The organism is Viridibacillus sp. FSL R5-0888, assembly GCF_038009105.1.
Classification (GTDB): domain Bacteria; phylum Bacillota; class Bacilli; order Bacillales_A; family Planococcaceae; genus Viridibacillus; species Viridibacillus arenosi.
Window position 1 is genome coordinate 1,994,093 of record NZ_JBBPAU010000001.1, and the last position, 21,733, is coordinate 2,015,825.

Consider the following 21,733-nt stretch of genomic DNA (forward strand, 5'->3'; position numbering starts at 1 on the left):
AAATGATATAGGGGTGTATTAAAATGAAGCGAGTATCAATTTTGGTAGCTGACGATGAAGCAGAAATTGCTGATTTAGTTGGGATACATTTAGAAAAAGAAGGCTACAATGTCGTTAAAGTAGCTGATGGAGAAGAAGTTATTCGTGTTATCGAATCTCAACAAATTGATTTGGTGATTTTAGATATTATGATGCCAAAAATGGACGGTTATGAAGTTACGCGTCAAATTCGAGGGCAATATCATATGCCTATCATTTTCTTGAGTGCGAAAACGTCTGATTTCGATAAGGTGACAGGACTAGTAATAGGAGCAGATGATTATATGACGAAACCTTTCACTCCGATAGAATTAGTTGCACGTGTAAATGCTCATTTGCGACGATTTTTCCTGTTGAATCAACCGAAAAAGGATGAAAATAAAGATGTTTTGGAAATTAGTGGAGTGGTCATTTATCCTGAGCAAAGGACAGTTAGTGTTCACGATGAGCATATTGAATTAACTCCAAAAGAGTTTGATATTTTATATTTATTAGCGAGCCATCCGAAGAAAGTATATAGTGTGGAAAATATCTTTCAACAAGTGTGGGACGAGGAGTACTATGAAGGCGGAAATACAGTTATGGTACATATTCGTACTTTACGGAAAAAACTTGGAGAAGATAAGAGGAAAAATAAATTGATCAAAACCGTTTGGGGGGTTGGTTATACATTCAATGGCTAAAATGGTAAGAAGCTTCCGCTCAAAAATGATTGCATTATTTGCTTTAAGCATGATATTAGCTGGTGGCATTACGTATATAATCTACAAAGGGCTTCAGCTCTATTATAAAACTATGGTTCGTTATGAGGATCCTTTGTCTCAATTTCGGTCAACGATTAGAAATATTGGAGATGTTAATTTCTTTTTAATTATATTTATCCCTCTATCTATTTTGTTTTTCTTTTTTCTTACTAGACCATATTCAAAGTACTTTAATGAAATTTCTAATGGAATTCATTATCTTGCTAACGGTGATTTTACAAATCGAGTTCATGTTGATTCAAATGATGAATTTAGTGATATTGCGCACGAAATCAATTTAGCAAGTGAAAAGTTAAAAGAAGCTGTTGAAAGAGGTGATTTTGCGGAAAATAGTAAAGATCAGTTAGTTTTAAATTTGGCTCATGATTTAAGAACTCCATTAACATCTGTTTTAGGCTATTTAGATTTAATTCTTAAAGAGGAGAATTTAACAAAAGAGCAAATTAAACATTTTTCGACGATAGCATTTACGAAGTCTCAACGATTAGAAGGACTAATTGATGAGCTATTTGAAATAACAAGAATGAAATATGGCATGCTAAAGGTTGAGAAAAGGTTGATTGATATAAGTGAATTACTTATACAGTTAGATGAAGAATTATATCCTTTATTAGAAAAGAATGATTTAGTAGCTAGAATGAATATTGCTCCTCATTTAAATATTTATGGAGACGGTAAATTGTTGGCAAGAGTATTTGAAAATCTATTAACCAATGCAATTCGTTACGGCTATGATGGACAGTTTGTTGAATTAAATGGACATATTGATAATGGAGAAGTTGTCGTACAAATTATTAATTATGGAGATAGTATTCCAGAGGAAGAGTTGCCGTATCTTTTCGATATGTTTTATACGGGTGATAAAGCACGAACCCAGAATCAAGAAAGTACAGGGCTTGGCTTATTCATTGCGAAAAATATTGTAGAGCAACATAACGGAACGATTTCTGCTGAAAGTAATTTAATCCGAACAATATTTGAAGTAAGATTACCAGCAGACGATGGTGCGGAATCTCATTTAAAAATTTAATAAAAATTTTAAGTTTACCCCACATTTTATTTAAATAGTTTTTTCTATCCTATACTTAAGTAAGGTTAAGGAGGAAACTAGTAATGAAAAAGTGGGTATTTTTTTCACTTATATTGTGCACAGTATTTGTTAGTATTTATATGGCATCATTTTATCAAAATGGCGTAGAGGTTAAGGTTGCGGAAAAGGATGAAAAGGTAACTTTAACGAATACCGAAAAGAAAGAAATTACAAAAGAGCAAATTTATAAAGGTGATCTATTACTAGTTAATAAAGATTACCCAGTTCAGAAAGATAGCATAAAATCCGATATTATAAATTTATTTCAAAATAAAGAGTTAGTAAGTGGCTATGTAATACTTGATAGAAATCTTCGCCTATCAAAGGATATTGTAAATAAATTTTTGAAGGTAGTAGAAGCGGCGGAAAAAGAAGGTGTTAGTCATTTTTTAATTAGTAGTGGCTATCGAGATTTTGATGAGCAAAGTGAGCTATATCAAAAAATGGGCTCTAATTATGCATTGCCAGCAGGATATAGCGAACATAATTTAGGTTTATCACTCGATGTAGGGTCTACTCAAATGAAAATGGAGAAAGCTCCAGAAGGAAAATGGATTGAAGAAGAGGTATGGAAGTACGGCTTTGTTCTACGCTATCCGAAAAATAAAACAAACATTACAGGGATTCAATATGAACCTTGGCATATACGCTATGTCGGTTTACCTCATAGTGCCATTATGCATAAAAAGAAACTAACTTTAGAAGAATACTTAGATTTCTTGAAAGAGAATAGGGATATTTCCATTAATGCTGAGGGGAAAAATTATACGGTTTCTTATTATGAAATTTCAAAGAGTAGGACAATTAATGTCCCTGTGGATCAACATTATGAAATATCAGGAAATAATGTGGACGGAATAATAGTGACGGTTCATGAATAGTAGTCTACTTAATAAATGAAGCCTATCATATTGTTTGAACAGTCGTTATGGCTATGGCTGTTCAAACAATGTTACTGAAATAAGGCAGGATAGGAGAAGCTGCAATTAGAAACAACTATTTTGAACTAGTGAAAAATTCTTTATTAATCATTTCGTGAAAATATTGATCCATTTGTTTTGCTGGAACCTTGCGACCATTTTGAACCCACCATGCACTAAGCGAAGAGAGCGCTCCTGAGTAAAATTCCACAATAATTTCAATTGGTACCGAGAAGTTCTCCCCGCGGTTATTTAACTCTAAAAAATCGTGCTTTAGTGTCTCTTTATTACGATAATTCATATAGTTATTGAAAATATTATCATTTTTATTTGATTGCATAATGTTGTCTAACAACTCTAAGTTTGGAACCATTTCAAAGGATTGGAATGGTTTTAATACACGTTCTTCTAAGCTAACCTTCACATATTTTTCGTTAAATTGTTCAATTCCAAAATATAATAAGTCGTATTTATCCTCAAAATGCTTATAAAAAGTAGTACGGTGAACCATTGCCTTTTCGCAAATTTGATTGACAGTAACGGAGCTAAACTCTTGTCCAGGTTGCGATAGCAATTCTTCAAGTGCCTCCCACAATAATTTATATGTTCTTCTAACCCTAAGATCGACCTTTTTATCATTAAAATTCATCTACATTCTCCTTGATTTGTAGTTTATATAGATACTCAATTAAATTTGATTCTTTCAAGATTAAAATTAAATGTGTATATTATTTAGTAGACATTAGTAGCTTTATCCTACAAGTGTAGCAAATATTTAGGAATGAGGAAATAAATTTGAACACGACCAATCAAGTATCACCTAGTGATCCATTCGATTTATCGAATATAAAAAAAGGACCGATTATCATTGCTATGATTATTGGTGCTTTTGTTTCTATTTTAAATGAAACACTATTAAGTAATGCATTGCCAGAATTGATGCGTGAATTTAGTGTAACACCTACTACTATCCAGTGGTTAACTACCGTCTATATGTTAGTTGTTGGCGTGTTAGTGCCTGTTACCGCTTTATTACAACAGTGGTTTACAACTAGGCAATTGTTTTTATCTGCGATGATCTTATTTTTAATAGGTACAATTATTGCGGCATTTGCACCAGCATTTAGCTTTTTGCTTGTAGGGCGTATTATACAAGCATTCGGTACGGGTTTAATCATACCGATTATGATGAATACCATTTTAATCATCTTCCCACCGGAAGAACGTGGTGGAGCAATGGGTTTAATTGGCCTAGTTATTATGTTTGCACCAGCTATTGGGCCGACTCTTTCAGGAGTAATTATTGATACTCTTAATTGGCGCTGGTTATTTTACATCGTAATACCACTTGCTCTAATATCAATTATTGTTGGGGCAAAGTATTTAAAGAATGTTTCGGAAATAACTAGACCAGCAGTAGATGTCTTATCAATTATTTTATCAACAATCGGGTTTGGCGGATTTGTCTATAGCTTTAGTAAGTCAGGAGAGCTTGGATGGGGAAATGCAGAAGTATATTGTACTTTAATAATCGGAGTTGCTTCATTAATCTGGTTCATTATAAGACAATTAAAAATTAAGGATCCAATACTCAATTTACGTACATTTAAGTATCCAATGTTTTCAATAACAGTTGTACTAATTGTCATTGTCATGATGGCGATGTTCTCAACTATGACATTACTACCAATGTTTTTACAGGGTGTACTTTTAGTATCAGCTTTTAAATCTGGTTTAATTATGTTGCCAGGAAGTGTGTTAAATGGTTTCATGGCTCCGATTACCGGGAAGCTTTTTGACAAATATGGTCCTCGTACTATTATCATTCCTGGGATTGTGTTAGTAGCTGTTGCAATGTGGATGTTTATAGGGATTGATGTTGCAACGACAACAGGATATATTATTACGATCCATTGTATGCTATTAGTGGGTATCTCGCTTGTCATGATGCCTACACAAACACATGGCCTAAATCAATTACCTAAAGAATTGTATGCACATGGTACAGCAATCTTTAGTACGTTACAGCAAGTAGCAGGAGCCATTGGAACGGCACTATTCATTAGTAAAATGTCATCTGGACAAAAAGATTATTTAACACAGTCTGAAAATCCAAATGACCCAACGGAAATAGTAGCTGCTTTAACAGCAGGTTTTGATTCTGCATTTACGTTAGGATTTATCATCGTTTTACTTGCTATAGTTGTTTCGCTATTCATAAAACGTACGAAATAGGAGATAGCATGGTTGTTCTAAAAGGATAAAATCGATTGATTTAACAAAATAGACAATTCATAATACTTGAATTTGCAAAGGGGTATCCAATAGTCGAGAAATTGAATTTTTGGATTGCCTCTTTTTATTTACACATCTTCATTTTCTTTAGTTAATAATGTTTCTACAACATCAAAAAAGTCACTATCAGTAGCTTTATAATGTCTTCTACCCCAACTTTCAGTATCGCTAAAGATAACCATCTCTTTTTCATCAACAAACAAAAATATAGTAATTCGGTCCAAATCTGTTGTGATAGACATTATATAATTACAATTAAACATATCGTAATCATCTTTTGTAAGACGTAGCTTTACCTTCTTTAGTGATTTTAAAATCGAGGAATTATCATTTTTAAAAGTATAGTTTTTTCCAAATTTTAATTTATTCATTTTTGTTACATCTATAGAGCTAACCTTACTGTTTTCTAAGTGCTTTAGAACATCCGTTATTGGTTTTTCTTTATACTTATTGTATTGAAAACTGCCATATGATCCAGCCACTAATACAATACCGATAATGATGGTGATGAGTGCTTTTTTCATAAAATATAACCATCCCCATTTCTAAAATGTCTTTATATAAGACTAATAGGAATTAAATACAATTTCAAGGTTGTTATTTGAATAATTAAAATATTATATTAAACACCTTATCTTTAATGAAGCCTTGAAATAAAGTCGCAACGTTTACCCCTCTGGTTATGTTTATCCAAGAGGGTTTTTTATGTACAAAAGTAGAAGAATATCTGAAGCAGAAAATTGGATAGAAAAATTAAAAGTGACATCAATTCGGGATGATTTAGAACAATGTATCTTATTAGCTTAAGTTTACACCATTTCTATTGTATCGCCATATCCTATAGGCATATAAGAAAGAGGTGGAATTTTGGCTAAACTTACTCTTGAAACAGCAAAACGATTATTGAGTGTTGCCGAACAGAAATCCTATCAAATGGGGCTCTCTAGCAATATTGCCATTGTAGATGATGGCGCTCATTTGATTGCTTTTCTTCGAATGGATAATGCGAGAATCGCAGGTATTGAAATCTCTAAAGACAAGGCTTGGACTAGTGTAAGTATGCAGATGCCGACTGCAAATTTATCGCAAGCAGCTCTTCCAGGTAGTCCTTCATTTGGTATAAATACCACAAATAACGGTCATATCGTCATTCTTGGAGGAGGTATTCCTTTAGTTAGTGAAGGGAAAATTGTTGGCGGTATAGGAATTAGTGGAGGCAGTAGTGCACAAGATATCGAAATTGCCAATGCAGTAGTTCAAGCTTTCGAATGGTTAAATAAGAATTAAAAAGGGAGAAGCCATGAAGCAAAACATGGTGATGTTAGTTAAAAATAAGCAGTAATCATTGAAGATTTGGGAAGAGATTCTCAATTCAATACTATTACTCTAGAATATCGGAATAAAATTAGTTGTACTTACACAATTACTAATAGGTCGTCCAGGAAAACTAAAAGAAATTGCCAGCATGGTTGTTTTTTAACATTAAACGAAGCATCATCCAAAGCAGTTCAAGTATTTACAATAGATGCTGGCCAAATTTCTTATAGAAGTAAAAATTGTTTTATTTAATAAGAAGTATAAAAATGAACAATCTAAATTCTAAAGTTACATATTTATATTCTGACAATGAATACTGGGGACAACATCTTGTCTCAAGGTTGAGCTATAATAATACTAAACATTTCAAATATTGTTAAAGAGAAGGTGAATCGTATGTATAGTAATCTAGAAAAACTAACAAGTCATAGAGTATTTCATTTTTTTGCAGAGATATCCAAAATTCCAAGAGGTTCAGGGAATGAGAAAGCGATTAGCGATTATCTAGTTCGCTTTGCAGAAGAGCGCGACCTCGAAGTAATACAAGACTCGGCATTAAATGTCATCATTAAAAAAGATGCTACTACTGGATATGAAAATGTTCCGACAGTCATTATTCAAGGGCATATGGATATGGTTTGTGAGAAAAACCAAGATACGATGCATGATTTTGAAAAGGATCCTCTACAATTAAGAATAGTAGGGGACATGCTGTATGCAACGGATACTACTTTAGGAGCAGACAACGGAATCGCAGTTGCATATGCGTTAGCATTATTAGATGCTAATGATATCCCTCACCCTTCTCTAGAAGTGGTCATTACGACTGAAGAAGAGACAACGATGAATGGTGCGATTGCTGTAGATGCTGCCCATTTCAAAGGTGAAATTTTGATTAATATCGATTCAGAAGAAGATGGTAAATTACTTGTCAGCAGTGCCGGGGGCGTACATGTTACGCAAGTACTGCCGATTAAATGGGAGAATGCTAAGGATCATGAAGTAGCTTACTGCATTCGTATTAAAGGATTAAAAGGTGGACACTCTGGTATCTCTATCAATAAGGAGAGAGGTAATTCTAATAAATTATTAGGAAGAGTATTACATGAACTATCATCGGAATTTCAATATTCTATACAACAGATTAATGGTGGTTTAAAGCCTAATGCCATTCCAAGAGAAGCAGAAGCAATTGTCTTCATTCAAAAGGAAGATGACGAGCAGATAAAAGAAAAAATTGAGAAATACAATGATATATTGAAAAACGAATTACAGTTTTCAGATCCAAATGTATCGATTGTCTTAGAAAAAAGAGAAATAAGCTCTACAAATGTATTCTCTAACGAAACGAAGCATAAAGCTATTACTTCATTGCTATTAATACCACATGGTGTTCAAGGAATGAGTATGGCAATAGAGGGGTTAGTGGAAAGTTCTACTAATTTAGGAGTTGTAACGACAACTGATTCATCTATTACATTCGAAAGTGAAATAAGAAGTTCTATCAAAAGTGCTAAATCCTATATGGTCACTCAAGTAAGATCGATTGCAGAAATGCTTGAATGTGAAGTACTCATTGATTCTGATTATCCTGAATGGCCTTATAATCCTGATTCAAAAGCGAAGAAACTATTTGAAGCGACGTATAAAGAAAAATACGGTAAAGAGATGGAAGTAATTGCTGTACATGCTGGGATTGAGTGTGGTGTATTTATTGAGAAGATTCCAGGTTTAGATGCTATTTCCATTGGACCAGATATATTTCTAGTGCATACCCCAGATGAGCATATAAGTATATCTTCAACCATCAATAACTGGGAATATTTCATTTATACGTTAAAGAGAATGAAAGATCTTCTGTAAATTAATTAAAGTAGCGGGCGTAAAAGTTTCCAAATTAATGCTTGCATTGATTCGTATTGTTTTTTCATCATAGACAGGAGTGGAGATATGGATTGGCAAACGTTGAATACAGATGAAGACATTAGGACCTTCATGAATAAATTTGGCTATTTTCATGATAGTTGTTTGAAAGAAGCTCATGTTCAAACTAAAAGTTTTGTTGGGGAAAATTACGGAATGGCAATTGACCCTACTACATCTGCAAGTCTTTTATTTCAAAGACAAGCTGGACCAATTTCTGCTATTGAAATAGTGTTTGAAGAGATTAAACACTTTTGCATAAGCCCTCTTCCAGCGGATTATACTGCAGAAATTCTTGACGCTACGTTTATAAAACAAAATGGTATTTTCTATTGGGCTAATTGTGAAGGTTTTAATCCTACGAATTTTAGTTTAGAGGAAGGAATAACTTGGATTTCTGCAAAATATGTAAAGTGGAGAGATAGAAGTAATTTGATGGGTGGACAACTGATTTATGGAGAAAAGAATTAACAAAAGATCTAATCAAGATTTATTTTTGTCATCTATTAGCTGATACTTTTCGTATTGTAAAATAGCTTTTTAAAAATTCTTCGATTCTATGAAGATGTATTGGAGGGATATAAGCTGGAACAGTATTTAGAATTTAACAAAAGCATAAGAGATGATTTATTGAATAGTGTAAGCAATCTATCGGACGAGCAATTAAATAAGGAAGTTGAAGAAGGTCGTTGGACGATTATGCAAGTACTTCATCATCTACATATAATTGAATCTGGAGTAGCAAAAGCAATTCAATATACTTTGAAAAAGGGTGAAAAGCAGACTGTTAATACCAAGCCAATTGAGTTAACAGTAAACCGTTCTACAAAGATAAAAGCACCTTCATTTGCAGATCCAGATGCAAGATTTATCACACTTGAAGAGATGAAAGAAAAACTGAAAGAATCACGTCATGTTCTTATTCAGGTTGTCTCAAATAGCAACAAGCATCAACTGAAAGAGAAAGCCTATCCACAGCCAATATTCGGATTAATGAGTCTAGATCAGTGGGTTCCATTTATCGGATACCACGAAAAAAGACATATTGAACAAATAGAGGAATTAAAAGAAAAACTATAAATCAAGTTAATTTTGAACTTACTACAACAATAAGAAAATCAAGGGCCTATTCACATAAGTGGATAGGTCTGTTTTGTAGAATATAAGTAAATGGAGTATTTAACATTCAAATAAGGAGGGATGAAGTGAACAAAAAAAGAATCCTATTATTAAGTATATTTGCTTTGATATTATTTTCAGCTTTATATTTAACAAGTAAACTGACCACTGAAACAGTTACGAGGGAAGTTAAAATAGGCGTTGAAAATAGTGATAATAGTGTTGAAATTGTAAATTAAACGGTTTTGGTAGCGGGAATTGTCACTAATGTTCTAGTTAAGTGAAATGAAAGGTTATAATAAATTGATGGAATTAATATCTTTCATAGTTTTGTTAGTCTTAATTGTGTTCCAACGTCTGAAGCAGCCAGCAAAGAAGTTCATTTTATTGATGTTGGCAAGTAGATTCCATCTAATTTCAAACTGGTAATGAGAATGTATTAATTGACGGAGGAAATAATGGCCAGGAAAATGAAGTAGTAGCATATTTAAAGAACAGAAAGTAAAAATATTAAATGCTGTTGTTTTAACTCATCCGGACGCTGATCATGTAGACGGATTAGCTGAAGTTTTGATACATTGAAAGTTAAAAGTGTTTACGCAACCAAGGCAATCCTTTTATCCTTTATGACTTATTATGCAGATAATTTATTTTAAGAAGGAATGATTAAATGAAAAAAATTATTATTATCCTTTTGGCCGCAGCTGCTATCACGATTGTTTTAGTTATAAATAATACCAAAGCAGAACAGGATAATTCAATATACGTAGCTGTAAATGGAAATGATCAAAATAATGGGACAAAATTAAAGCCCTTTCGAACACTAAAAAAAGCTGCTTCAGAAGCTGTTGCCGGAACTACCGTCTACATACGTAAAGGAACCTATAATGAAAGACTTGTCATTAAACATAGTGGAACAAAATCAAAACCAATTATTTTTAAAGCTTACAAAAACGATAAAGTTGTTCTTAGTGGAAAGGATGTAAAAGATGTTGAAGGAAATACATCCTTAGTTACAATAAATAATAAAAGTTATCTTACGATTAGCGGATTAACTATACAGGATCTATCGACTAATTTAACAGATGAAACGGTAATGGGGATTTATGTAACAGGATCTAGCAGTCATATTACATTAGAGAATAACCATGTGCGGCGAATTGAAACACATGCAGATGACGGAAATGGACATGGAATTGCCATATACGGAACTGGCCCAATGAAAGAGATAAATATTTTTAATAATATAGTAGAGGATTTAAAACTTGGTTCAAGTGAATCTCTTGTACTTAATGGCAATATTGACGGCTTTAAGGTGGAAAATAATCTAGTTCGCCGAAGTGATAATATCGGTATTGATCTGATTGGTTATGAGGGTACCTCTAATGATAAAAAAGCTGACTATGTCAGAAATGGGGTAGTAAAAAATAATAAAGTTTATGAAATATCCTCGTACGGAAACCCGGCTTATGGGGAAGATTATGCTGCTGGTGGAATATACGTAGATGGGGGGAGGAATATAACTATTGAAATGAATACCATTTATAAATGCGATATCGGAATTGAAGCAACGTCTGAGCATGCGAAAAAATATGCTAGTCATATTAATATTAAAAACAATACTATTTATAACAACTATTACACTGGGATATCGATTGGTGGGTATGATAAAAATCGTGGAGGTACGATAAATTCAACAATCTCGGAAAATATTATTTATCGAAATGACACGAAGGGACTAGATGGGGGACAGCTTTTATTACAGCATGATACAAAAAACAATGTGATCGAAAAAAACATTTTAACAGCTGGACCATCTCGCTTGTTTATTGCTAATTATTTCACAACCAATCAAGCAAATAAACTGCAAAATAATGTATTCCATAAGGAAAAAGGAAAAACTGGTATTTGGGTATGGAAAGAGAAAGAGTATACTTCTTTTCCAGAATTTAAAATTACTTCAAGTAGTGATGAGAGGTCCAGTTATTTAAATCCAAAATATGAAAATGAAAACAAGTATGATTTTAGACTAAAAAAAGATTCACCAGCAAAGAATATTATTTTAGAGTAAAAAACAATTATCTCAGAACATGGTACTGAAAAAAGCAGAGCCACTTTATTACCTCTACGGGTTCTAAAATAACTGTAAAGGCGACTAAGAGGTAGATAAAATTAAAAAATTCTTAGACTCCACATTAAAGTTTAAGTAGCAGTACATATGTAGTGAAAGAAAAATAGTAAAGAAAAAGCGTTCCTCTCAACTAATTCGAGTGGATTGCTTTTTTTTATTAAGAAGTTTTTGCATTTACAGTTTTCTTTTTGAAGTAACTCATGGTTTAATCTATCTACGAGAATGTAAAAATCCTATCCAGAAGTTTAAAAGTCTAGTTCATATGTGTAAGCAGATTTATTCTGCATTACACGATAGGCTACTAAATTTTTAATAAATCGCCTTGAGCATTATAAAAGGAGTTAATAAAAGGGCGTTACATATCTTATATGACCAATATGTAACGATCTTTCCTTTTAATTAAACTAAAGCTCCCGTTAGCTTAATAACTATTTTTTATTTTTCAAATTCCTCGATTACAATGTTGGGGCAGTTTATTTCGGATAGCAATTCATCTATGTCAGTTATTTCAAAAGGATAAACTACACCTTTCACATTTTTCTGTTGAGCTATTTTTGCTAAAGAAGCAGTTGCCATTGCTGTTGTATGATAATCAGAAAAGGTGGATAGGGCTAATATTTTTACCTTTTCTTTGTTATCGATTACTCCCTTTACCTCAACAGTAAGAAAAGCATTTTCATTTTTATGAGGTTTATGTTTTACTACCTTAGAAAGAAAATCCTTGTACTTATGAACATTTTTTATGAAGCCAACCTGTCTTAAAAAAGATACCAGCTTATTGAAACCATTAACATTCCAAGAAGTCCAATAATTTATATAGTTAATATCCAACGTTTCTTTTAAAATAGCTTTTTCTGAATGGTCTATACATCTTACCTCTTTTTCTTTAAGGTGATGAAGGAAATCCATTTTTCTTTTATTAGTAAATCCAGATATAACTTTGTTTTCAAACTTTACTGGTTGAGCAATTATATTTAACATATCCAAAATTCCAGATATTCCAGCTTTAGCATTTGTATTTTGTAATAATCCAACATTTATCTCTGTTACTTCTGAAAAATTTGAAATAGCCTTTTTTACCATTAATCCTGATAATCCAGGGAAAAATCCAGACATTACAACTGAACCTATATCATTATTTTCTGCATCTTCATTTTGCTCGTTAACTTTCTCTACAAAGTCATAATATGGTGTAACATCTAGACATAATATTTTATTTTCTATACATGCTTTTTGAATATATGGATTTTTCTGTTTCAATACTACAACTACAATATCAATATTTTTTATTACCTGCTTTACATTTTCTTCTTTATTTGCATCTAAATATTGGAATTGAACATCGGTTTTAATAGAATTCGCTAATTTTTCTCCTCGTTCAGTTTTATAGTCGGTCACTATTAATCTTAATTGATTATCAAATATTCTTAATAATTCGCTACAAACTAATTGACCAAGAACTCCTGATGCCCCAACAACCATAATCTTTTTCATGATTTTAATGCCTTCTCCCTGTATACATTACCAAACTTTAATCTAATTTATTTTATATCTAATTCAACTCGACTACTTCGTTAGCACAAGAAGCGATTGCTCTAATTGAACAATTGCCCCGTTACTTTAAGTTGTAAGTAACTGATTTGGTTCGACAATTCTATTGTCTCATTAGCCCAAACGGGCCAGGTGCTTTCATCATGAATATCTTTCATTTTATTTTCCCCTAGGATTATAATTTTTTCAGTTTCAGAAAAATCTTTGTACCTGCATTCTTTTACAAACCTACCTCATTAGTTTAATTAGTTCAACAGAAAAGAGCTTGGATTAAACTGTCCATTTAGTTCAATAAAAAAAGAGCTGTCTGAATAGGTCAAAGTTCTTCTACTAAATCACCTGTCAGTTGAATATTAGACTTCAAAATATTTAGTTTTTCTTTGAATTAATATTATTTATTATTAAGATAAAAGAAAAGATTAATAAAAAGAAAAAATCTAGACGTGGCAAACCTATTATCTTGAGTAATAAGTTCAGTGAACAACTCATTTAGTTGTTGCGATTTTACATTAGGAATAAATAGTAATCGCCTCTTTCATTCCTATAATTTTTCGAGATTTTTCATTTATTCAAAGACTCTAAATGGTATCTTTATAGTTCCACACCCTACCACAAGACCGTAAAAATACATATTGAGTGGACCTTTTGGAATCGGTGCAGAAATGTAAAAATGTAAGCAAGGGGATGAATTCAGTGTTTAACGATTTTAAGCTAACGGAAGGCCGTCCTTTATATATTCAGCTTAAGGAATATTTAAAAAGAATGATTACAAACGGGCATTTGCTTGAGCACCAAAAGCTTCCATCCACCCGTGAACTCAGCTCATTATTATCCATCAGCCGAAACACCGTTCTAACGGCTTATGCGGATTTGGAGCAAGAAGGCCTGATCTATGCGGTAAAAGGAAAAGGAAACTTTGTAAGTCATGTAGAGACCTTCAAATCCCTATCTATCGAGTTGAATTGGACTAAAAAAATCAATGAGCAAACCTTTTTGGCAGAAAAATTGGACCTCATGAAGCATGGAGTGCGCTGGAATAAGGAAATGATCTCATTTACTAGTATCGCTCCCGATGAAAAGCTATTTGATGTAGAAAATTTTAAAAAGGCCTTTTTAAATCGGATGTCCATTGAAGGAGACATTGTTCTTAACTATGGCTATGCAAAGGGCTATAAACCACTTATCGAATACCTGCTTCACTACATGGAGATTAAGGGGGTAGACATTAGAAACAAAGATATTTTAATTACCAATGGCTTCACGGAAGGTCTGGATATTCTTTTATCCACTTTAAATAAAAAGAGCGGCCGTCTTATTTGTGAAAATCCAACCCATCATTCTGCCCTTAAGCTCTTTCAATTACATGGCTTTGAAATTGATGGAATTGATATGGAGGATGACGGTGTCAATGTTAGGATGCTAGAAAAATGCTTATCAAAAAATGAATATGATTTTGCCTATTTCATTCCGTCTTATCATAATCCAACTGGAATCGTAACATCCTCTGAAAAAAGGAAGAAAATTATGGATCTGTTTTCGGCCTATCAGCTTCCTATCGTTGAAGATGGATTTAATGAAGAATTACGTTACTCGGGATCACATCAGGCTCCATTGGCTGCCTTTGCTGGACTCGGCAATAATGTCATTTATATCAGCAGCTTCTCTAAGATTCTTTTTCCTGGCTTGCGGGTTGGATGGATTTTAGCAGACAAAGAGTTGATTTATTACTTGGAAAGTATGAAAAGAGCTCGAACGGTTCATACCTCAACTTTAGACCAAGCTGTGTTATATCAATATTTAAATGATGGCTACTTTGAGAAGTATATAAAGAAAGCGAAAGCAGTCTATAAGAAAAAATATGAACTAGCTGTCCATTATTGTAAGCAATGTATTCCTTGTAAACGAATAACCGGTGACGGTGGGCTCCACCTTTTTATAGAACTAGATAACAACATTGATTCACAAAAGCTTTTAGAAACATGTTACCAAAAGGGAGTTGTTTTTTCGCCAGGCAATGTTTTTTACACGGACAGTAGAGGAAAGCATACATTACGATTAGGATTTTCTAGGCTAAACGAAAGAGAGATAATTCAAGGAATTAAAATCATAGGGGACACCTTAAAAAAAAATTTTGGAGGTTAAAAAAATGAGAGTTGGCGTCATTATGGGAGGGGTTTCTTCCGAGAAGCAAGTTTCGCTTATGACAGGTGAAGAAATGATGGTTCATTTAGATAAAAATAAATATAAAATTGTACCAATCCACATAGAGAAAAAAGAAGATTTAGTGGAAAATGCGAGGAATCTTGACGTTGCGCTACTGGCGCTACATGGGAAGTACGGTGAGGACGGCACCATTCAAGGTACCCTTGAAACCATGGGAGTTCCCTATACAGGGTGCAGTGTCCTGTCCAGCAGCTTATGCATGGATAAGAATATCTCGAAAAAAATCATCAGGTATGAAGGAGTGCAAACACCGGATTGGATTCACCTTATGAACATGGAAGAACTTAATATGGATGAACTAGACAAGATGGGTTACCCAGTAGTTGTGAAACCTAATTCAGGTGGTTCGAGTGTAGGAGTAAAAATTGTTTATGACAAAGAAACGGTAAAATCTGCGATTACTGAAGTATTCAAATGGGATTCCGAAGTGATAATCGAAAAGCTTATTACGGGCGAGGAAATCACTTGTTCGATATTGGATGGAAAGCTTTTACCGGTGATTTCCATTCGTCATCAGGGTGAGTTTTTTGATTATACCTCGAAATATAATGATGTGGCTACCATTGAAGAGGTGGTCCAGCTCCCGCCCGATACACACAATCGTGTCGCTTTTGCAGCAATTTCTTGCTATAAATCATTGAAATGTAGCGTTTATGCCCGAATAGACATGATGATTAAAAACGGGGTCCCTTATGTGTTGGAAGTTAATACATTACCCGGGATGACGAAAAACAGTCTGTTGCCAAAAAGTGCACAATCAGCAGGTATCCCTTATCATCAGCTACTTGACTTGATCATAGAAAATTCACTTAAAGTAAGGAAAAATGATGTATAGACCAATATGGGCTGAAATTAGCCTTAGCAATATTTCACATAACATTCGTGAATTTCGAAAAATAATTCCAAACTCAACAAAAATAATGGCAATGGTAAAAGCAAATGGCTATGGACACGGAGCATCCCAGGTTTCCAAAAAAGCTATTGATACTGGGGTAGATTATTTGGCTGTTGCAAGTTTAGAGGAGGCAATTGAACTTCGAAAATCAAATATTAAAGCCCCCATACTGATACTTGGCTACACACCACCTTCAGCAGCGAAGCATGTTGTGCATTGGGATTTAACACAATCAATTTTTAATTTAGAACATGCAGAATCTTTATCAAAGTATGGGCAGATCTTAGGAAAAAAGGCAAAGGTTCATGTCAAGGTCGATACAGGAATAGGACGATTGGGACTGCAAGCAGAAGAAGCAAGTGATTTTATCGATACCGTTTCAAAAATGGAAGGGATCTATCTAGAAGGAGTGTTTTCACATTTTGCTACCGCAGATGAAGCCAACAAATCGTATGCAGAAAGACAAACGAACCGATGGAAAAGTCTATTGGCAGAATTGGAAAAACGAAAAGTTTCTATTCCCTTACTCCATATTGCGAATAGTGCAGCAACTATCGAATTTCCAAATATGACCTACGATATGGTTCGTATCGGAATTTCAATGTATGGTCTTTATCCATCTAAAGATGTGAATTACACAAAAGTTAATCTTAGACAAGCTATGCAGTTAAAAACCAAAGTCATCCATATCCAGACACTTGAGAAAGGGTCTGGTGTATCATATGGAGCAACTATGATTAAAAGAGATAAAGCAGTTATTGCAACTATTCCGATTGGGTATGGGGATGGATATTCTAGACGATTATCTGGAATGGCTTACGTTCTTATTCACGGACAAAAAGCTCCTGTTTTCGGTAGAATATGTATGGATGTTTGTATGATCGATGTAACTGATATTAAGGATGTAAATATTGGTGATGAGGTGGTCGTTTATGGGGATCAAGGAAATCACTTTATATCATTAGATGAAGTGGCAAATGTGTTAGAGACTATATCGAATGAAGTTGCTTGTAACTTAGGTCACAGAGTTCCTAGAATTTATAAATAACAAGCTAAAGGCAGCATTCATATTAATAGGAAATATTATAACAAGTTATTTTTATGCTGAACTATTTTTTATATTAGTTCAGCTTTTATTTTTGATTAAAGATATAATCTGGAATATACACGAAATGGAATTATAGTATAAGTGAGATGTTAAATTATATATTATTCAACTAACGGGGCAGGTTAGTTGAAGAAGAGTTTTTTTGCGAATGTGTTGAATAAGTTAATATATGTAAAATATTGAACGGAAAGGGGTTCTTTACTTCAAGTCTGGGGGTGGCACTTTTTTCTTAAACTAACGCAGGACAGTTCAATAATATTTATAGGGGGCATTTTATGATTAAGTCTTTAAAAGGGCAATTTATCTTGTCTATATTTGTTGCTATTGGCTTTGTTTATGTTAATTTTTCTAGTATTGAGTTTATTGCTGACAAAAGGGATCCAACCGTTCGGGTAATATTTTTCTTCATCATGATTTTATCGGTGTTTAATTCGGGATTATTGACGGAAAAATACATTCAAACAAGAAAGAAGAAATAACTTTTACCCAACTAACGGGGCAGGTTAGTTCAATGAGAACCTGCTTAGGTAGTAATCCCATCTCGTATTTCTTAAAAAACATATTATATAAGAAATGTGGAGGTGGAATTATGTCCGAAAAAAAGAAGATTAATAGAATAAAACCTAACAAATGTTGTCCACCGGTTAAGTACACAGCACTTAATAGTTGTTGTTGTCCTCCTGACGACCCACCTTGTTTGAGTCTTTGTGACTGTTGTGTTTCTCCACTTCAGTCCGTCTTACAACAACTTGTTGGGGAAACTGTAATTCTTGCTACTATTGCAGACGCGCCAAATCAACAACCTCTCTTTTTTTTATACACTATTGATGAAGTAAATGATTTTTTAGTTACTGTTACAGGTGTAGAGGGTACCTTTGTGGTAAATATTTCTGATGTATTAGGGGTAGGATTTTTACCACCAGGTCCTCTTATTAACTTGTTGCCACCTGCTTGTTCTGGATGCGAATGTGATTGTCGTGAACGACCAATTAGACAATTACTGAATGCACTTATCGGTTCTACAGTGAATCTCTTAGCAAGTAATGGTTCTATTGCAGTAGGTTTTAATGTGGAACAAACAGGTCTTGGCATAGTGTTAGGTACTTCACCAATAAATTCTGATTTAGTTAGATTTGCAATTTCAACTTGCAAAATTACGGCTGTCCAAACTAATTGAATAAGGGATGATAAACAGGTGCTTTACTTCAAGAAGGAGTAAAGCTTTTTTCTTATTGAACTAACGGGGCAGGTTAGTTGAAGAAGGATTTGAAAGAAGAATAATCTTTAAAAAGAATAGACCTTTGTATGAAGGTTGATTTAAACTAAATCAGTCTTCATTAATGGAATTATTTTAAAAATACAAAAATGTAGAGGAGCATTAAACTATGCAACATCTAAAAAGTGTTTTAGAACTGATTAAACTGGGAGAAAAACTAAAAATGGAATTACGACATAGTTGGTTGTCAGATGGTCGTCGAGAAAGTGTTGCAGAACATACATGGCGTGTTGCCTTAATGGCAATGGCAATAGAATCGTCCCTTCCATTAAAAGTAGATAGTGAAAAACTTCTCAAAATGATTATTATCCATGACTTAGTAGAAGCATATGCAACTGATATTCCTGCTTTTGAAACAATGAATAATTCAGAGGCCAAAGAAATTAAAGTAAAGAATGAAATTGCTGCAATTGAAAGAATCCGTGATTTGTTAGGAGGAGAGAGTGGTCAGTTGTTTTATGATTATTGGTTGGAATTCGAGCAAAAAAACACTTACGAAGCTAAAGTTGCGAATGCCTTAGATAAATTGGAAGCGCAAATTCAACATAATGAAGCGGATATAGATACATGGTTACCGATTGAATATGAAATGACTTACATGTTGGGAAAACATACTGACTTTGACCCAGTATTGACCGAGCTAAAAGATTTAATAGAAGCGGATGGTATCCAAAAACTTAAAGAATCTGGTTTGGACACCGATGCTATAAAGTCAAAAGCTTATCCCTCATAGGCTTTTAAGCTATTCAACTAGCGTGTGCTTTAGTTTAAGATCGTAGAGCTGCTAAAACGGCTCTTCTTTTCTTATTCAACTAAAGAGGCAGTTTTCTTGAATAAGCACTTAAAAAAGAGACAGTACCTATTTTGGGTACTGCCTCTTTTCCTTAATACATTTACTTTTATAATCTAACTGCAAAGTAGTTACGCTGCCAGGCTTGCTCAACCCCAAAAACGTGGTAATGCAATCGCAACAGTAATTACTGGATTTACATTATCATTAGTATTGGGTGTACCGATCGGAACAATTTTTGCTGTATATATGGATTGGCGTTATATCTTTCTTATTATTGCTGTTGTTACACTTATCAATTGTTTATTGCACCTTTAATAACATTGTTCCTGAATGCTCTATACGAAATTTGGTGTATGTGTAGGTTTGAAATAAAGTTATACCATTTGTAAAAAAGATATACCGCTTTTAATAAAGTTGCATCGTTTCATCCCTTTGGATATGATTATCCAAAGGGGTGTTTTAATTGAAAAATAAATCTATTTCATTAAGAAATAAAACTCAAACTCATGCAAAGCCTTTAATTAGAAAAGCGATACTTTGCATGGGGAAAAATATTTAATCGCTAGATAATATTTCTAATATTTTGGCTTTGCACCTTATTTATGTTAAATCGAAATAAGGAGCGAGCAAATTTGAATTATATAAATGCTACAAAAGTATTACCAAAAGAGCTATTGGCAGAAGTTCAAAAATATATACAAGGGGAAACTTTATATATTCCAAAACAACAAACCACTCGAAAAAAATGGGGTTCTGTTAGTGGTATACAAAAGCAACTGAATCATCGAAATCAAAACATTCGAGAAAACTTTGAGAATGGAATGAACATCCAAGAAATATCTGAAAAGTATTTTTTATCAGTTGAAACAATCAAAAAAATTGTTTATGCAAAAAAGAAATAAAATAAATGATATGGCTAGTCTGGGGAATTATTAAATAATACACCCGATAGCCTTTTTGTTTACTGAAAATCTGAAATATGATGTCTAATTACAAATCAGTATGGGTAAAAAGTATTGTTAGGTATTAAATGTTTCATTACTATTCTTTATCTATCTTTACTAATAATTATTATGTAATCTTAAAAACAAGTAATGCTTGTTCAGTGTTTGAATAGATAATTTATGGAGGAAGAAACATGAAGATATTAGAACTACCAATTGAATTTGAATTTAATGGACAAAAAAATTACATTTATCCTAGCTTAATTATATTAAATGATGAACTAACTTTGGTCGATACAGGTTATACAAATTTCTTATCTTTAATTGAAAATGAGATTGTAAAAAATGGATATGAAATGAAGAATTTGAAGCATATTATCATTACTCACTATGATGATGATCATATAGGTTCGTTATATGATTTCAAAGAAAAGTATCCTTGGATTAACATTATAGCTAGTGAAATTGAATCAAAATACATTAGTGGTGAAATGAAGTCAGAGAGATTGATTCAAGCTGAAGACATTCTAAAGACTATACCGAATAGCGAAGTCGATTTTAGTAATTGGTTTATACAGCAATTAAAGAATTTGAAACATATTTCAGTTGATGAAAAGGTGCATGATGGTGATATGATTTTAGATAACAAATGTAGGATAATAGCAACATCAGGGCATACTTCAGGACATATTTCATTGTATTTTCCCGGTTTGAAAAGCGTAATTACAGGTGATGCAGCTGTTAATGAAGAACAGGAATTGATTATTGCTAATCCAAACTTTTGTCTAGATATCGATAATGCACAACAGTCTTTAAGAAAGATAAAAAATCTTAAAGCTGAAACTTACTATTGTTATCATGGTGGGAAATTTTCTTTATAATTGGGGCTAAACGTAAAAGCTCTCGAATTAAACAACTTTATTATTCAGTTATAAAACAATAATTGTGAATACAATTAAAAATTAAATAAGTTTAATACCCTTCCAATCAATTCATCGTTGGAGGGGTATTAGCTTTATAAAGATAAAATTAAACGATTTTATTATCTCTATACAATAACTATTATCCTGAATTAGAAATCAGTTTCACATCTTGGAATATTATTTTCCCATACTACCTAACTATAGGAGTCTTTTTTTATGAGGCGTTTCCTCAAAATGATGCTATTCAACTAACGGGGAGCTTTACTTGAAGATCGTAGAGCTGTCAAAACAGCTCTTTTTTTTATTCAACTAACGAGGCAGGTTAGTTGAAGAAGGTATGTATAATGTTGATTAAAGGAGGAATAAAATTCAGTTCCTCAACATTAGAGGTCTTGAGGGAATTTGTTGGCCTTTAAGGTGAT

Annotated in this window: 20 protein-coding genes and 2 pseudogenes; 19 read left to right on the forward strand and 3 right to left on the reverse strand. The window is 33.1% G+C overall.

Annotated elements, in window-relative coordinates:
- The first annotated feature begins 23 nt into the window (after positions 1-23).
- The 3 genes from MKY02_RS09930 (at position 24) to vanY (ending at position 2,774) form a co-directional block, all read left to right on the forward strand.
- A complete protein-coding gene (locus MKY02_RS09930; RefSeq protein ID WP_038182305.1) occupies positions 24-722 on the forward strand; it encodes a response regulator transcription factor in 699 nt (232 codons plus the stop codon).
- Positions 715-1,833, forward strand: a complete 1,119-nt coding sequence (locus MKY02_RS09935) for a HAMP domain-containing sensor histidine kinase (protein ID WP_076034799.1) — start codon at positions 715-717, stop codon at positions 1,831-1,833. Before MKY02_RS09930 ends, MKY02_RS09935 begins: the two co-directional genes overlap by 8 nt.
- A gap of 83 nt (positions 1,834-1,916) precedes the next feature.
- A complete protein-coding gene (gene vanY / locus MKY02_RS09940; RefSeq protein ID WP_076034800.1) occupies positions 1,917-2,774 on the forward strand; it encodes a VanY-A/VanY-F/VanY-M family D-Ala-D-Ala carboxypeptidase in 858 nt (285 codons plus the stop codon).
- A gap of 115 nt (positions 2,775-2,889) precedes the next feature.
- Here vanY and MKY02_RS09945 read toward each other — a convergent pair whose 3' ends face one another.
- A complete protein-coding gene (locus MKY02_RS09945) occupies positions 2,890-3,462 on the reverse strand; it encodes a TetR/AcrR family transcriptional regulator (RefSeq protein ID WP_340711113.1) in 573 nt (190 codons plus the stop codon).
- Between the two features lie 197 nt (positions 3,463-3,659).
- Here MKY02_RS09945 and MKY02_RS09950 point away from each other — a divergent pair, with 197 nt between their 5' ends.
- Complete coding sequence (locus MKY02_RS09950; RefSeq protein ID WP_412104685.1) at positions 3,660-5,048, forward strand: DHA2 family efflux MFS transporter permease subunit; 1,389 nt, start codon at positions 3,660-3,662, stop codon at positions 5,046-5,048.
- Between the two features lie 128 nt (positions 5,049-5,176).
- Here MKY02_RS09950 and MKY02_RS09955 read toward each other — a convergent pair whose 3' ends face one another.
- The gene (locus MKY02_RS09955) at positions 5,177-5,632 is read right to left on the reverse strand and encodes a hypothetical protein (RefSeq protein ID WP_076034801.1); all 456 of its coding nucleotides are present in this window, start codon (positions 5,630-5,632) and stop codon (positions 5,177-5,179) included.
- 343 nt (positions 5,633-5,975) lie between these two features.
- Between MKY02_RS09955 and MKY02_RS09960 the strand changes: the two genes are divergently transcribed.
- The 6 genes from MKY02_RS09960 (at position 5,976) to MKY02_RS09985 (ending at position 11,538) form a co-directional block, all read left to right on the forward strand.
- Complete coding sequence (locus tag MKY02_RS09960; protein ID WP_038182290.1) at positions 5,976-6,395, forward strand: ATP--cob(I)alamin adenosyltransferase; 420 nt, start codon at positions 5,976-5,978, stop codon at positions 6,393-6,395.
- Between the two features lie 426 nt (positions 6,396-6,821).
- The gene (locus MKY02_RS09965) at positions 6,822-8,288 is read left to right on the forward strand and encodes an aminoacyl-histidine dipeptidase (RefSeq protein WP_038182285.1); all 1,467 of its coding nucleotides are present in this window, start codon (positions 6,822-6,824) and stop codon (positions 8,286-8,288) included.
- An 87-nt stretch (positions 8,289-8,375) separates the two neighbouring features.
- On the forward strand, positions 8,376-8,819 hold the full coding sequence (locus tag MKY02_RS09970) for a hypothetical protein (protein ID WP_340711115.1): 444 nt from the start codon (positions 8,376-8,378) through the stop codon (positions 8,817-8,819).
- A gap of 99 nt (positions 8,820-8,918) precedes the next feature.
- Entirely contained in the window at positions 8,919-9,428 is a 510-nt protein-coding gene (locus tag MKY02_RS09975; protein ID WP_340711116.1) for a DinB family protein, read from the forward strand.
- A gap of 125 nt (positions 9,429-9,553) precedes the next feature.
- On the forward strand, positions 9,554-9,706 hold the full coding sequence (locus MKY02_RS09980) for a hypothetical protein (RefSeq protein WP_155981172.1): 153 nt from the start codon (positions 9,554-9,556) through the stop codon (positions 9,704-9,706).
- 431 nt (positions 9,707-10,137) lie between these two features.
- Positions 10,138-11,538: a right-handed parallel beta-helix repeat-containing protein gene (locus MKY02_RS09985; RefSeq protein WP_038182260.1), complete on the forward strand. Its 1,401-nt coding sequence runs from the start codon at positions 10,138-10,140 to the stop codon at positions 11,536-11,538.
- A gap of 495 nt (positions 11,539-12,033) precedes the next feature.
- Here MKY02_RS09985 and MKY02_RS09990 read toward each other — a convergent pair whose 3' ends face one another.
- Positions 12,034-13,092 (reverse strand): saccharopine dehydrogenase family protein, encoded by a 1,059-nt coding sequence (locus MKY02_RS09990; protein WP_038182256.1) that lies wholly within the window; start codon positions 13,090-13,092, stop codon positions 12,034-12,036.
- A 750-nt stretch (positions 13,093-13,842) separates the two neighbouring features.
- On the opposite strand from MKY02_RS09990, the gene pdxR reads away from it, so the two are divergent.
- The 9 genes and pseudogenes from pdxR (at position 13,843) to MKY02_RS10035 (ending at position 21,269) form a co-directional block, all read left to right on the forward strand.
- Positions 13,843-15,291, forward strand: a complete 1,449-nt coding sequence (pdxR, locus tag MKY02_RS09995) for a MocR-like pyridoxine biosynthesis transcription factor PdxR (protein WP_038182253.1) — start codon at positions 13,843-13,845, stop codon at positions 15,289-15,291.
- Positions 15,292-15,295: 4 nt separating this feature from the next.
- Positions 15,296-16,207 (forward strand): D-alanine--D-alanine ligase, encoded by a 912-nt coding sequence (locus MKY02_RS10000; protein ID WP_340711119.1) that lies wholly within the window; start codon positions 15,296-15,298, stop codon positions 16,205-16,207.
- Positions 16,200-17,315, forward strand: coding sequence for an alanine racemase (gene alr, locus MKY02_RS10005; RefSeq protein ID WP_340711120.1), 1,116 nt, complete (start codon positions 16,200-16,202; stop codon positions 17,313-17,315). Before MKY02_RS10000 ends, alr begins: the two co-directional genes overlap by 8 nt.
- Positions 17,316-17,650: 335 nt before the next feature.
- A complete protein-coding gene (locus MKY02_RS10010; protein WP_038182244.1) occupies positions 17,651-17,854 on the forward strand; it encodes a hypothetical protein in 204 nt (67 codons plus the stop codon).
- 224 nt (positions 17,855-18,078) lie between these two features.
- Positions 18,079-18,552, forward strand: a pseudogene (locus MKY02_RS10015) (hypothetical protein); the annotation flags it as partial.
- 208 nt (positions 18,553-18,760) lie between these two features.
- A complete protein-coding gene (locus MKY02_RS10020; RefSeq protein WP_076065398.1) occupies positions 18,761-19,384 on the forward strand; it encodes an HD domain-containing protein in 624 nt (207 codons plus the stop codon).
- Positions 19,385-19,561: 177 nt separating this feature from the next.
- Positions 19,562-19,756: pseudogene (locus tag MKY02_RS10025) on the forward strand (MFS transporter); the annotation flags it as partial.
- 320 nt (positions 19,757-20,076) lie between these two features.
- Positions 20,077-20,346, forward strand: a complete 270-nt coding sequence (locus MKY02_RS10030) for a CD3324 family protein (RefSeq protein ID WP_053417342.1) — start codon at positions 20,077-20,079, stop codon at positions 20,344-20,346.
- 236 nt (positions 20,347-20,582) lie between these two features.
- Positions 20,583-21,269 (forward strand): MBL fold metallo-hydrolase, encoded by a 687-nt coding sequence (locus MKY02_RS10035; protein ID WP_076034804.1) that lies wholly within the window; start codon positions 20,583-20,585, stop codon positions 21,267-21,269.
- The last annotated feature ends 464 nt before the right edge of the window (positions 21,270-21,733 follow it).